11 protein-coding genes are annotated in these 13,590 nt (G+C 43.5%); 8 read left to right on the top strand and 3 right to left on the bottom strand.

Going from position 1 to position 13,590, the window contains the following annotated elements; translation table 11 throughout:
* The first annotated feature begins 59 nt into the window (after window positions 1-59).
* The 4 genes from guaB (at window position 60) to recJ (ending at window position 5,362) form a co-directional block, all read left to right on the top strand.
* Entirely contained in the window at window positions 60-1,526 is a 1,467-nt protein-coding gene (gene guaB, locus E0H77_RS05460) for an IMP dehydrogenase (protein WP_131312414.1), read from the top strand.
* A gap of 135 nt (window positions 1,527-1,661) precedes the next feature.
* Window positions 1,662-2,990 carry a phosphoglucosamine mutase gene (glmM, locus tag E0H77_RS05455; protein ID WP_131375926.1) on the top strand — a complete coding sequence of 443 codons (1,329 nt, stop codon included), beginning with the start codon at window positions 1,662-1,664 and terminating at the stop codon, window positions 2,988-2,990.
* Between the two features lie 11 nt (window positions 2,991-3,001).
* Complete coding sequence (gene pdxH, locus E0H77_RS05450; RefSeq protein ID WP_131313152.1) at window positions 3,002-3,658, top strand: pyridoxamine 5'-phosphate oxidase; 657 nt, start codon at window positions 3,002-3,004, stop codon at window positions 3,656-3,658.
* Window positions 3,659-5,362: a single-stranded-DNA-specific exonuclease RecJ gene (recJ, locus tag E0H77_RS05445; protein WP_131375651.1), complete on the top strand. Its 1,704-nt coding sequence runs from the start codon at window positions 3,659-3,661 to the stop codon at window positions 5,360-5,362.
* Window positions 5,363-5,401: 39 nt separating this feature from the next.
* On the opposite strand, the gene E0H77_RS05440 is transcribed toward recJ, so the two are convergent.
* Complete coding sequence (locus E0H77_RS05440) at window positions 5,402-6,178, bottom strand: putative porin (RefSeq protein ID WP_131312412.1); 777 nt, start codon at window positions 6,176-6,178, stop codon at window positions 5,402-5,404.
* Between the two features lie 370 nt (window positions 6,179-6,548).
* On the opposite strand from E0H77_RS05440, the gene prfB reads away from it, so the two are divergent.
* From prfB to E0H77_RS05425, 3 genes are all read left to right on the top strand, one after another.
* Window positions 6,549-7,644, top strand: a protein-coding gene (gene prfB, locus E0H77_RS05435; RefSeq protein WP_205677612.1) for a peptide chain release factor 2 whose coding sequence is annotated in 2 segments (ribosomal slippage) — window positions 6,549-6,620 and window positions 6,622-7,644 — 1,095 coding nt in all. Because the reading frame shifts where the segments join, the coding sequence is not laid out codon by codon here.
* A 132-nt stretch (window positions 7,645-7,776) separates the two neighbouring features.
* Window positions 7,777-9,084, top strand: a complete 1,308-nt coding sequence (locus tag E0H77_RS05430) for a 3-deoxy-D-manno-octulosonic acid transferase (protein ID WP_131375649.1) — start codon at window positions 7,777-7,779, stop codon at window positions 9,082-9,084.
* A complete protein-coding gene (locus E0H77_RS05425; protein ID WP_131375647.1) occupies window positions 9,081-9,785 on the top strand; it encodes a 16S rRNA (uracil(1498)-N(3))-methyltransferase in 705 nt (234 codons plus the stop codon). Before E0H77_RS05430 ends, E0H77_RS05425 begins: the two co-directional genes overlap by 4 nt.
* Here E0H77_RS05425 and E0H77_RS05420 read toward each other — a convergent pair.
* Both E0H77_RS05420 and E0H77_RS05415 read right to left on the bottom strand, forming a co-directional pair.
* Window positions 9,774-10,733, bottom strand: a complete 960-nt coding sequence (locus E0H77_RS05420; RefSeq protein ID WP_416240506.1) for a mechanosensitive ion channel family protein — start codon at window positions 10,731-10,733, stop codon at window positions 9,774-9,776. The genes E0H77_RS05425 and E0H77_RS05420 overlap by 12 nt on opposite strands.
* Window positions 10,734-10,835: 102 nt before the next feature.
* Window positions 10,836-11,417: a DUF805 domain-containing protein gene (locus E0H77_RS05415; protein ID WP_131375643.1), complete on the bottom strand. Its 582-nt coding sequence runs from the start codon at window positions 11,415-11,417 to the stop codon at window positions 10,836-10,838.
* 163 nt (window positions 11,418-11,580) lie between these two features.
* On the opposite strand from E0H77_RS05415, the gene acs reads away from it, so the two are divergent.
* Window positions 11,581-13,530: an acetate--CoA ligase gene (gene acs / locus E0H77_RS05410; protein WP_131375641.1), complete on the top strand. Its 1,950-nt coding sequence runs from the start codon at window positions 11,581-11,583 to the stop codon at window positions 13,528-13,530.
* Window positions 13,531-13,590: the final 60 nt, after the last annotated feature.

The raw sequence follows: 13,590 nt of genomic DNA, 5'->3' as shown, positions 1-13,590 counted from the left end.
ATGCATTTTTAAGAGAAATTTGTTTATAATAGCTCACGGAATTTACCAGTGAGTTTGTTATGCTGACCATCGTTCAAGAAGCGCTAACCTTCGATGATGTCTTATTAGTCCCTGCCTATTCTACTGTCCTCCCAAAAGATGTTTCTCTTAAGTCACGCCTAACTCGTGGCATTCAGCTCAATATTCCTCTCGTTTCTGCTGCTATGGATACAGTGACTGAGTCACGTATGGCAATTGCTATGGCGCAAAATGGTGGTATTGGTATTCTTCATAAAAACATGGATATTGCAGCACAAGCCGCTGAAGTACGCCGTGTGAAAAAATTCGAAGCAGGTATGGTGAAAGACCCGATTATGGTTACACCAGCCACAACTGTGCGCGAATTGATTGAAATTACCAAAGCAAACAACATCAGTGGTGTGCCTGTAGTGCAGGATGGCAAAGTTGTCGGGATCGTAACAGGTCGTGATGTACGCTTTGAAACCAATCTTGAACAACCTGTTAGCAATATTATGACGCCACAAGAGCGTTTGGTAACAGTCAAAGAAGGTGCATCTAAAGAAGAAATTCAAGCCTTATTACAAAAACATCGTATTGAAAAAGTCTTGGTTATTGACGATAGCCATGCTTTAAAAGGTTTAATCACCGTAACGGATTTCCGTAAAGCGGAATCTTTCCCGAATTCATGTAAAGATGACTTGGGTCGCTTACGTGTAGGCGCAGCAGTCGGTACAGGTGTTGAAACGCCTGCACGTGTTGAAGCCCTAGTTGATGCGGGTGCGGACGTGATTGTTGTAGATACAGCACACGGTCACTCAGCAGGTGTGATTGAACGTGTACGTTGGGTCAAACAAAACTATCCACAAGTTCAAGTCATTGGCGGTAACATTGCCACTGGCGATGCTGCTTTAGCATTGCTCGATGCAGGTGCGGATGCGGTGAAAGTGGGGATTGGTCCTGGTTCAATTTGTACCACACGTATTGTTGCGGGTATTGGTGTTCCACAAATTTCAGCGATTGACAATGTAGCCAGTGCGTTGAAAGATCAGATTCCATTGATTGCGGATGGTGGTATTCGTTTCTCTGGCGATATGGCGAAAGCGATTGCTGCAGGTGCAAGTACGATTATGGTCGGTTCACTCATGGCTGGTACTGAAGAAGCACCAGGTGAAGTTGAGTTCTTCCAAGGTCGTTACTACAAAGCTTACCGTGGTATGGGATCTTTGGGGGCAATGGCAGGTTCTTCAGGTTCTGCGGATCGTTATTTCCAAGATGCCAAAGCTGGTGCTGAGAAATTGGTTCCAGAAGGTATTGAAGGTCGTGTGCCTTATAAAGGCCCAATGAGTGCGATTGTGCATCAAATGATGGGCGGTTTACGTTCTTCAATGGGTTATACAGGCTCTGCAAATATTCAGGATTTGCGTGAAAATGCCAAATTTGTAAAAATTACGTCAGCAGGTATGCAAGAGTCTCACGTACACGATGTAACCATTACCAAAGAAGCGCCAAATTACCGTGTAGGTTAATGCGTTTTTAGTAAAAAAAATGTGTAAAAAGCCGTCATCAACTGACGGCTTTTTTGATATGGTGTAAAGTATTACAAATTATGTATGACGAAACATGGTTTGCTCGACAAACCTAAGAACACCAGTGAGAACAGCATGAGTTATTTTGGCACAGACGGAATTCGTGGAAAATTTGGTCAGCTTCCAATTACGCCAGAATTTGCATTGAAACTGGGTTTTGCAGCAGGAAAAGTTCTTAAAAAACAAGATCCAACGCATAAACCTGTGGTAGTAATGGGGAAAGATACCCGTTTATCCGGTTATATTTTAGAGTCAGCACTACAAGCAGGCCTTAATGCAGCAGGTGTCTATGTACATTTGCTTGGGCCACTGCCAACGCCTGCAATTGCGCATCTGACACGCGCTTTGCATGCTGATGCAGGTATTGTCATTTCAGCTTCACATAATCCATATTATGACAATGGAATTAAATTTTTCTCAGGCGAAGGTAAAAAACTGCCTGATGACGTACAAAATGCGATTAATCAAGAATTACAAAAAGATATCGTGATTGCTGACACTGCGCAGCTCGGAAAAAGTGTCCGTGTTAAAGATGCCAACGGACGTTATATCGAATTTTGTAAATCAACGTTCCCTTATCATTTCAATTTACGTAATTTACGGATTGTGGTGGACTGTGCCAATGGCGCTGGTTATAACGTTGGGCCCGCCGTATTTTTAGAATTGGGTGCTAAAGTCACTGCGATTTATAATGAGCCAAACGGTTTGAATATTAATGAAGACTGTGGCTCAACCCATCCAGGCAATTTGCAGAAAGCGGTTCTTGAGCATGAAGCCGATATCGGGATTGCTTTTGATGGTGATGCTGACCGCGTGATCTTGGTTGATAAATTCGGTAACCTGATTGATGGCGATCACATTCTGTATATTCTGGCGACTCAAGCCTCGCAGAAGCCCAAAGGTATTGTGGGAACAGTCATGAGCAATATGGCACTCGAGTTGGCATTACAAAAAGCCAATGTGCCATTTGTCCGTGCAAAAGTCGGTGACCGCTATGTTTTACAAGCACTTGAAGATAATCAGTGGGTGATTGGTGGTGAACCTTCAGGGCATATTTTGACCCTCGACAAAAGCACCACAGGTGATGCGATTATTTCTGCACTGCAAGTGTTAACCGTGATGGTTGAACAAAACAAAGCACTGCATGAATTAGTAGAAGGTTTTCACTTGTTCCCGCAAGTGCTGGTCAATGTGCGCTTGGAACAGATGATTGACCCATTTTCGATCCCTGCTTTGGTGGCTGAACTTGAGCAAGCTGAGCAGCAATTGAAGGGTCGTGGACGGATTTTGATCCGTAAGTCAGGCACTGAACCTTTGATTCGTGTCATGGTTGAAGGGGATCAATTACAAGAAGTGACCGATCTGGCGAATCACTTGGCAGATCTTATTCGTCAACATGCTTAGGGGAAGCAATGATGAAAGATGTAATTAAAGATTTAAGTGAACTACGTTTAAGCTATGAACAAGGTGAACTGCTTGAAACTCAAGTGCAGCCTCATCCGCATCAACAATTCTTAGACTGGTTTAATTTTGCATTAGCTGCCAATTTACATGAGCCGTATGCGATGTCTGTGGCAACAGCGGATGCTCAAGGACGCCCACATGTGCGTACTTTGTTATTGCGCGGGGCAACTGAAGCAGGCTATGACTTTTATACCAACTATGACAGTCAAAAAGGTTTGGACTTGGCTGCCAATCCTTATGCGGAGTTTTTGTTTTACTGGCCAAGCCTAGAGCGTCAAGTCCGTATACATGGTCGGGTCAGCAAAATTTCTGAAGTAGAATCGACAGATTATTATCATAAACGTCCACGTGACAGCCAAATTGCTGCACATATCAGTACGCCACAAAGTGGTGTGATTTCTGGACGTGCAGAGTTACAACAGCGTTTTGAAATTTTGTATGATGCTGTTGCTGACAAGACTGAGCTGAATAAACCCGAGTTCTGGGGTGGCTATCGTTTACAGCCTGAAAACTATGAGTTTTGGCAAGGTCGCCCAAATCGTTTGCATGATCGTTTGCGCTATGAATTACAAGATGGACAATGGGTTTTACAACGTTTAATGCCATAAATGAAAAAATTACAAATTAGACAACGTCCTTTGCTTTCACGCCCTGAAGATTTTCAGGGCATGTTGCCTTTTATTGCCCAAATTTTGGCACGCCGTGGTGTGGCTTCAGCGCAAGAGTTAGATCTTAAACTCAAGCATTTACTACCCCCGCAGCTCAAAGGATTACAAACAGCGATTCAACTCATAGATGCTGCGATTGATCAACAGCAGCAGATCGTCATTGTGGGAGATTATGATGCTGATGGTGCAACCAGTACCGCATTGATGTTATTAGCCCTACGAGACATGGGTGCAAAAGTTGATTATGTCGTGCCTGACCGTTTCAAATATGGTTATGGCTTAACTCCGAAAATTGCTGATTTAGTACAAGAAAAATATCAACCCAAGCTAATGATTACTGTAGATAATGGCATTTCCAGTCATGCAGGGGTAGAACAAGCTCAGCAGTACGGTATGCAAGTGATTATTACTGACCATCACTTAACCACTAAACCTACGCCAAGTGCTGATGCCGTGGTCAACCCGAATCAACTTGGCTGTGACTTTCCGAGCAAGTCACTCGCAGGTGTTGGTGTCGCTTTTTATGTATTGGCGAATTTAGCCAGTTTACGCCGCCAGCAGGGTAAAAGTAGCAGTCAGCTGACCCAATATCTGGATTTAGTGGCATTGGGCACTTATGCTGACGTTGCAAGTCTTGACTATAACAACCGCATTTTGGTGGATGCGGGTGTACAACGCATGCGTCAGCAGCAATGTCGTTTAGGTATATTGGCACTGCTGGATATTTCAGGGCGTGATCCCGCACAGCTACAGGCGCAAGATTTGGGTTTTGTACTTGGCCCCCGAATCAATGCTGCAGGGCGTATGGAAACTATGGACATTGGCATTGAATGTCTATTGGCACAAGATGCTCAGCAAGCGTACCAACTTGCACAGCAACTGCATCAGCTCAATCAAGAGCGCCGTCAGGTTGAATCACAAATCAAACAAGATGCCCTGCAAACTTTAGAGCAGATTCGTTTAGATCAGGAACATTTACCTGCAGCACTGGTGATGTTTGAACCACATTGGCATCAAGGTGTTATTGGGATCGTTGCGGGTCGGCTTAAAGAACAGTTTCATCGCCCAAGTATTATTTTTGCGGCGGATGAAGATGGTATACATCTCAAAGGTTCAGCACGTTCAATCGATGGTATTCATATCCGCGATGCAATTGAACTGGTTGCCGAGCATCATCCGCATTTGGTACGTTATTTTGGTGGGCATGCGGCAGCGGCAGGCTTAACTATTGAAAAACAATATTTTGATGAATTTCAGCAAGTATTTACTGCGCTGATTGCAGATATGGATGCACAGTTATTTGAAGAGGTACTGTGGACAGATGGTGAGTTGCCAAGTGATGCTTTGCAGCTACAAACTTTAGATGTGTTGGAGCAACTTGGCCCTTGGGGGCAAAAATTTCCATTGCCGACTTTTGAAGGGACTTTTGCAGTCTTGGATTACCGCTGGCTCAAAGAGCGGCATTTAAAGCTCCGCTTAGGAATGGAAAATGGGCAAAGCCTTGATGCAATTGCCTTTAATGCGATTGATCGTTTTGAGTTTGATCCTATGCAAATGCAGGTACGTTTGGTCTATCGATTAGAAAAAAACACGTTCAATGGCGCAACCAACTTGCAGTTGCATATCATTCATTTAGAACAATAAAAAACCGCTCATATAGAGCGGTTTTTTATATGTGTGATTTTAGAAACGGTAAGATGCACCTACGCTATAGGTATTGTAGTCATTACCGAAACCTAAACGACCATCGACACTGACGTTATTGTTAAAGTATTTTTTCGCAGTTAAGCCCCATTGGTCTTGATTAATGGATTTATCTTTACTGTAGTCTGCACCAATACTTAACGTTTTATCGATGTAGTAATTGCCTGCAACATAGTACTGTTTATTTTCCTTGTCGCCGAATACGCCACGAGCTTCGAGGTTAATGTCATGTTGACCGATTTGAGTCACATATTTGGCACGTAAGGTTGGATCAACTCCATTGCTACCATGTCGGGTGTCATAACCTTGCGCACCCACTGCAACCAATAAACCTGGTGCAGGTAAGTAGCCGACTTCAGCGTTATACAACGTAGTTTTGAGGTCAATACTCGAATTATCGACTTTGAATTCGTTCCGTCCAACATTACCACCTAAGTAAAAGTCAGAGTTTGGAATATAATATTCTACGCCACCACTATAAGTGGTGTTTTTCGTACCACTGTTGTCACCATAGCTGGCATTGGCGTGTACGTTGCTCGCACGGTCTAAAAATGCAGCTTCTGCCAAAGGCGCGTTACGGGTTTCTACAGGATTAAAATAATAAGTACCATTGACACCAAACTGACTAATACCGCTGGCATGATCTGGGTCTAAGTAGTTATAAGAACCACCAACTTCAGCTTGGTAGGCATTTGCCACGCTAGTTACACTTAATCCTGCAAAAAGTGCTGTCGTTGCAATCAGTATTTTTTTCATATTACTTTTTCCTTAAAAAGCCTGATTTTCATTTTTTGTTACAACTTTAAGTGTAGTGAAAAATGCTAATGGGTCAATTTAAAGAAAGTAATCGAATAGTACGAAAGTAAATGTATGTAAAAAATTAAAATTAACATATTGATAATAAATTAAAATATAAAATGTAGTGTTTTATTAATAGTGTATGGACTCTGTGATTTTAGTTTAAATAAGCATCAAATATTTTTGTTACAAGATATGTAGTATGCTATTGCCCGTGTGCTGATTATGCTCAAACAGCAGTGATATTTTTCAAAAATGCCAGCATATCGTCAGCTTGGACTCTATGTTAAAATGCCACAAATTTTATGGCTGTAGAGAGAAATTTCACGTGGAAATCAATCCGTATCTAAACCAATTAAAGGATTTAACCGATCGTAGTCAAACACTACGGGGGTATCTTTGACTACGATCTAAAAAAAGAACGTTTAGAAGAAGTCCTACGTGAACTTGAAGACCCTGCGATCTGGAATGATCAAAGCCGTGCGCAAGCGATGGCTAAAGAAAAAGGTGAACTGGAAAACGTCTTAAATGTCCTAGATGGTTTGGCAACACAACTTGAAGATGCGCAAGCCATGCTGGATTTGGCTGTGGAAGCCGATGACGAAAGCCTGCTGGAAGATGTACAGGCTGAACTCACTTCTGCCGAAGAAGAACTGGCAAAACTTGAATTCCGCCGTATGTTTAGCAATCCGATGGATCCAAATCCATGCTATGTGGAAATTCAGGCAGGTTCAGGTGGTACAGAAGCACAAGACTGGGCTTCGATGTTATTACGTATGTATATGCGCTGGATTGAGCGTCACGGTTTTAAAGCTGAATTGATGGAAGAGTCGGATGGAGATGTTGCAGGGATTAAATCTGCAACCATTCGTGTTGAAGGTGAGTATGCTTATGGTTGGTTGCGTACCGAGTCTGGTGTACATCGTTTAGTACGTAAGTCACCATTTGACTCAGGTAACCGTCGTCATACCTCATTCTCTGCGGTGTTTGTTTCTCCTGAAGTGGATGACAATATCGAAATTGATATCAATCCATCCGATGTCCGTACCGATACTTACCGCGCTTCGGGTGCAGGTGGTCAGCACATTAACAAAACCGACTCTGCGGTACGTTTAACGCACATTCCAACAGGGACTGTAGTGGCGTGTCAGAACCAGCGTTCACAACATGCCAACCGTGATCATGCGTGGAAACAGTTACGTGCTAAATTGTATGAACTGGAAATGAGTAAGCGTAACGAAGCGGCTCAGGCACTTGAAGATTCAAAATCAGATATTGGTTGGGGTAGTCAGATTCGTTCGTATGTACTGGATGACTCACGCATTAAAGATTTACGTACAGGTGTTGAAAACTCCAACACAGGCGCAGTTTTAGATGGTGATCTGGACAAATTTATTGAAGCGAGCTTAAAACAAGGGCTGTAATCGTTTCTTGTAAATGTTTCAAAAAGCCAATGTAGGAATTTACATTGGCTTTTTTCTTGTTGCAGATTGCATCTGTTCTTTTGAGAAAATTTACGCATAATAGGCACAAATTTTTTGTGACTTCAGATTTGGATGACCCAGCCCGTTCCTCTTTTTAAAACCCCCTTTTGGTACAATTGGTTTTTAGCATGTATTAAGCCATTGTATCGTTGGCGTTTAAACAAACGCTCAGGGCATCTTGCAGATTTTCAAAATGAGTTAACGGAACGTTTTGGCCCTTTTCAAACCCCGAAAAACCGTCAGGTGATCTGGTTTCATGCAGTTTCTGTTGGGGAAACCAATGCTGCACAACCTTTGATTGAGCATTATTTACAGCAGGGTCAGGCTGTTCTAATCACCAATACTACGCGCACAGGTCAGGCGCGGGCAAAAGATTTGTTTGCGCAGCGCTATCCTGAACTGTTTCAAGCGGTATTTTTACCTGTAGATCAGCAAGATTTACTGGAACGTTTTATTGATCGTTACCAACCCAAAATTTTATTATTGATAGAAACTGAGCTATGGCCAAATCTGCTGCAATGCGTGGCGCAGCGCAGTATTCCACAGCTTTTACTCAATGCGCGTCTTTCTGAAAAGTCGGCTAGAGGTTATGCCAGATTCAAACGTTTGACGTATCCGATGCTGAGCCAGTTGAACTGGATTGCAGCGCAAGATCAGGCAACTTTGCAGCGCTTTGCCGATTTGGGTAAATCTACGACACAGATGAGCATTACGGGCAATGTCAAATTTGATATTCATGCGCCTGAATGGGTTGTGACCAAAGCAGCACAGCTAAAACAAGATTGGCAGTTAAGCAACCGCAAAATTATGGTACTTGCCAGTACTCATGCCCCTGAAGAACTACAACTGTTAACTGAACTGAAAGCTGCATTACAGGCAGACCAAAATTTATTGTGTATTGTTGTTCCTCGCCATCCTGAGCGTTTTGATGAAGTGTTTCAGATTACGCAGCAATTGGGTTTGAATACCAAGCGTCGTAGTTTACAGCAGGCTGTTGATGTCAATACTCAGGTCTATCTGGCAGATAGCATGGGTGAGTTATGGTTATGGTATGCCTTGAGTCAGGTGGCATATGTTGGTGGTTCGTTGAATGAACCTGGGGGTGGGCACAATATTTTAGAGCCTGTAGCGCTCGATGTTGCAACGGTATTGGGAAGAAATTATTTTAATTTCCAAGTGATTGTGGATGAGTTTGTTAAACAAGATGCGGTCAAAATTGTACAGGATGCGGTGCAAGCACAGGAACAACTCCTTGCTCTGCTCGAAAATACTGAACAGCGCCAACACATGCTACAACATGCCACCACAATTTTGCACAGCAATCAAGGTTCGGTGCTGCGCCATATTCAACTGATTGATCAGTTCTTGGCAAGCGTATGAATCTGGTTTTGTTGGCTCAGCCACCCGAAAGTGATGTTTGGGCAATTCGTGAACCCCGTCAGTTACAGCATTTGCAGCAACATTTGAATCTCAAAGTCGGTGATCAGCTAAAGGTGGGTATTCGGGAAGGCAAACGCTATCTGGCTGAAGTGCTGGCAGTTTCGGCGGAGCAAGTGCTGGTCAAACCCGTACAGGAATTGGCGATTCCTGAAAAATTGCCCGTGACGCTCATTGTGGCTTTGCCCCGCCCGAAAGTGTTACGTCGTCTGGTGATGGACAGTGTGACCTTGGGCGTGGAAAAGCTAGTACTGATCCATAGTTATCGTGTCGATAAAAGTTACTGGCAAACGCCATTTTTACAACAGCTGGATGATTACGTTACGCTGGGTCTGGAACAAGCGGGAGATACGATTGCGCCTAAAATTGAGCTGTATCGCCGTTTTAAACCGTTCGTGGAAGATGTCTTGTCAGAGTGGACAACGGCAGAGTGTCCGAGTTTTGTGGCACATCCTTATGCCCATCAGGGTATGTCTAAATTACAGGCACAGCATTGTCAGTTATTGATTGGCCCTGAAGGTGGTTTTATTCCTTATGAGGTTGATTTACTCGAAAAAAACGGCTGCCAAAGTTTTAGTTTGGGCAACCGTATTTTAAGAACTGAAACAGCGGTCTCGTATGTTTTAGGGCGTTTAACTGCCTGATGCTTGCACGGCAATTTCATCCGTATGCAGCTCGGCACGATGCACTTTCACTTCACGGATTGGGTATGGAATCGAAATCTGGTGTTCTTCAAAAGCCAGCATGACATGTTCCTGAATTTCACTGGCTGAGGCAGCAATCGTGGTTTCTGTGGTATCTACCCACCAGCGTACCGTCAGATTGACCGAGAAATCGGCTAAAGCAGTGACATTCACCGAGAAAGCAGGCTGGCTCAACACATTACGGTTTTCATCCAGAATTTTTAAAATAATCTCTTTGGCTTTTTTCACATCGTCTTCATAACCAATCCCGACCATAAACTCACAGCGGCGACGCTGATAGGCAGTATTGACCGTAATCGCGCTGGTATAAACCGTGGCATTTGGAATCACGATGCGGCGACCATCATAAGAACGTAAAAAAGTGGCGCGAATCTGAATATCTTCAACCGTTCCTTCCAGACCATTACAGATAATGTCATCGCCAATACGGAAAGGTTCGCTGAGCAAAATTAAAAGCCCTGACAGCAGGTTCTGAAAAATATCTTTAAAAGCAAAACCAATGGCGACCGAACCGATTCCCAAAGCACTCATCAGTTGCCCAGGGGTAAAGCCTGGAATTGAAATTACGAGCGCAATCAGGAAACCAAAGAATAAAATGGCAGATGTACCGACTCGGTTGAGTACTAAAACCAGGTTTTGGCGAGTATAGGAGCGATTTTCCAGCGTTTTACGCACAAAAAATTTAAACAGTTTGGTCAATAACCAGAAAATGATAAAGACCACAATTGCAATACAGATATAAGGAACGCGTTCCCAGAAACTGTCCATGATCTTGTCGATAGTCGTATAAGCGTCATGGTACTTGCTGCTATGTTCCAATACTGTTTGCGTGGTTTTTTTGCCCGCTTCTTGTAGCAGTTGAGTGGTATCTTGTGCCACATTTTGTATGGTTGAGGATTGATGCTCTGCCACGTCGATTTGTTCCAAACTTCAAAGCGCTATATTCTGCCTTAAAAAGTATAAAGTTGAGTAAAGAAACGTAGAGTAATCTTAGAAATATTGCATACCCTGTTTCATGATTTGATGTGGGCTCTCCAATTCACCTGTACCCATCATGTAGGAAATACGCATACTACTGCTTGCCAGACTGATGATAAATAACACAATGACTAACCATGCACAGAGCTTCTCCCAAAAAGCAGTGTGAGGAACTAATCCATAATTGTTTGCATGAGGTGTTCCTCGTGCCAAAACCAGATACAGGCTAAACAGGAGGTTAAGCATCGGAATGAGGAGTAATAGGCTCATCCAGCCGCTTTGATTCAGATCATGTAACCGCCGAATCATAAAGACAATCATAAGATAACTATACAACAACAATAAAATGAGCCCACCAGTCAACATGAAAAAAGAAGGCTCTGGCAGATGGGACGTGCGGAGCATCATTGTATTCCAGTTGATCAAATGCATCCCTTGTGCTGCCACAGAAAGCATGCCGATAAACAGGAAATGCAAAAAACCAAAACGGGCGATATAGCTCAGACGACCAAGCCGACCTTCACAAGACAAAAGTGTGTGAGCATGCTGGGGAGTGGCTTTACCAAAAAAAGACGCTGAATTTTGAGATGGCATACGGTCTTTCCCTAGAATGAAGTCATGTACAAAAATTATACGATACAAGTGTGCCTTGTGTTGAAATATTGTACTTAAATAATCTTTATGGTGGAAAAATAACAAACAAAAACAACATGCATTTCATGATGAAACTGCACTATCTATTCAAGGAAGTCAGTCTATGCAAGAAATTTATCCCGTTCCCGAAGAATTCAAAAAAACTGCGCGTACGTTGGAACACGAATACTTTCAGCGCTATCAACAATCGATTGATGATCCAGATCATTTTTGGGCAGAGCAGGCTCGGTATATCGACTGGATCAAGCCATTTACACAAGTCAAAAATACCAGTTATGACCCTGAGCATTTTAAAATCGAGTGGTTTGCCGATGGTCAGCTCAATGTCTGTGCTAATTGTTTAGATCGGCATTTAAAAGAGCATCCACATAAACCTGCGATTATTTGGGAAGGGGATCATCCTTCGCGACATAAAATTATTTCTTATAAAGAGTTGTATAGCGAAGTCTGCCGTTTTGCCAATGCCTTGAAAAAATATGGCATTTCTAAAGGCGATCGGGTGATTTTGTATATGCCGATGGTTAGTGAAGCCACCATTGCCATGTTGGCGTGCGCGCGAATTGGGGCAGTGCATTGCGTGGTATTTGGCGGGTTTTCTCCCGATGCTCTAGCGAGTCGAATTGAAGACAGCCAAGCCAAAATGATCATCACTGCCGATGCTGGCATGCGGGGTGGCAAGCTGTTACCACTCAAACAAAATGTCGATCTGGCATTGGAACAATCAGGCACAGCAACAGTTGAGCATGTGATTGTGGTACATCGCACAGGCAATCCCATCAATTTTTATCCTGAACGCGATTTGTGGTATCACATGCTGCAAATGGAGGTCGATGAAATTTGCCCGCCTGAACCGATGCAGGCTGAAGATCCACTCTTTATTTTGTATACCTCGGGTTCAACAGGTAAGCCCAAAGGTGTACTGCATACCACAGGGGGTTATTTAGTCTATGCAGTCACAACTTTTCGAGAGGTTTTTGATTTAAAACAAGATGATGTTTACTGGTGTACCGCTGATATTGGCTGGATTACGGGACATTCCTACGCCGTTTATGCACCACTGGCAACGGGCACAACCACACTGATGTTTGAGGGAATTCCACAATACCCAACATGGGCACGCATCGGACATATTATTGATAAACATAAAGTCACGATTTTATATACAGCACCCACCGCGATTCGCGCCATGATGCGTGAAGGCGATGCCTATGTGCGGGAAAGTAATCGCAGTACTTTACGTTTGTTGGCAACCGCAGGTGAACCGATTAATCCTGAAGCATGGCACTGGTTTTATCATGTCGTTGGTGAGGAGCGCTGCCCAATTTTAGACACATGGTGGCAAACTGAGACGGGTGGCATGATGATAACCCCTTTACCTGGTGCAACGGCATTAAAACCAGGTTCTGCAACCCGTCCATTTTATGGCGTTCAGCCCGCCTTGCTGGATGTAGAAGGCTGTGAAATACAAGGCGTGGGTGAAGGTAATTTGGTGATTAAGGATTCATGGCCGGGGCAAATGCGCAGTATTTGGGGCAATCAGCAGCGTTTTATAGAAACCTATTTTCTGACTTATAAAGGCTATTATTTTACAGGAGATGGCGCGCGCCGTGATGAAGACGGTTACTACTGGATTACGGGACGGGTAGATGATGTCTTGAATGTATCGGGGCATCGTTTGGGAACTGCCGAAATTGAGAGTGCGCTGGTTGCACATGAAGCGGTTGCAGAAGCCGCCGTGGTGGGAATGCCGCATGAAGTTAAAGGACAGGGGATTTGTGCTTTTGTTACCTTGCAAGCTGATTATGCTGAGTCGGAGCAATTACGAGAAGCCTTGGTTCGATGGGTGCGTAAGGTCTTGGGGCCGATTGCAACGCCTGATGCCATTTACTGGGCGAGTGCTTTGCCAAAAACCCGTTCAGGCAAAATTATGCGGCGTATTTTGCGTAAAATTGTGATGGGTGAACTCGATAGTCTAGGAGATACATCTACGCTTGCAGATCCACAGGTGGTCGAACAATTAATTGCAACTGTGATTGGGAAAACGCAAAAATAGCCAATTTTTGAGGCGAAATAGCGAATATAGCTTAAATAAATGCCACTTTGATGTGGCATT

It is taken from the genome of Acinetobacter brisouioides (genome assembly GCF_004331075.1).
Classification (GTDB): domain Bacteria; phylum Pseudomonadota; class Gammaproteobacteria; order Pseudomonadales; family Moraxellaceae; genus Acinetobacter.
The sequence above is the reverse complement of the archived record's forward strand: the minus strand, read 5'-3'. Positions and strand labels throughout refer to the sequence as shown.

Excerpts from the sequence above, each read along its gene's own strand:
- guaB (WP_131312414.1), top strand. The coding sequence starts at position 60 with ATGCTGACCATCGTTCAAGAAGCGCTAACCTTCGATGATGTCTTATTA.
- glmM (WP_131375926.1), top strand. The coding sequence starts at position 1,662 with ATGAGTTATTTTGGCACAGACGGAATTCGTGGAAAATTTGGTCAGCTT.
- pdxH (WP_131313152.1), top strand. The coding sequence starts at position 3,002 with ATGAAAGATGTAATTAAAGATTTAAGTGAACTACGTTTAAGCTATGAA.
- recJ (WP_131375651.1), top strand. The coding sequence starts at position 3,659 with ATGAAAAAATTACAAATTAGACAACGTCCTTTGCTTTCACGCCCTGAA.
- E0H77_RS05440 (WP_131312412.1), bottom strand. The coding sequence starts at position 6,178 with ATGAAAAAAATACTGATTGCAACGACAGCACTTTTTGCAGGATTAAGT.
- E0H77_RS05430 (WP_131375649.1), top strand. The coding sequence starts at position 7,777 with ATGACCCAGCCCGTTCCTCTTTTTAAAACCCCCTTTTGGTACAATTGG.
- E0H77_RS05425 (WP_131375647.1), top strand. The coding sequence starts at position 9,081 with ATGAATCTGGTTTTGTTGGCTCAGCCACCCGAAAGTGATGTTTGGGCA.
- E0H77_RS05415 (WP_131375643.1), bottom strand. The coding sequence starts at position 11,417 with ATGCCATCTCAAAATTCAGCGTCTTTTTTTGGTAAAGCCACTCCCCAG.
- acs (WP_131375641.1), top strand. The coding sequence starts at position 11,581 with ATGCAAGAAATTTATCCCGTTCCCGAAGAATTCAAAAAAACTGCGCGT.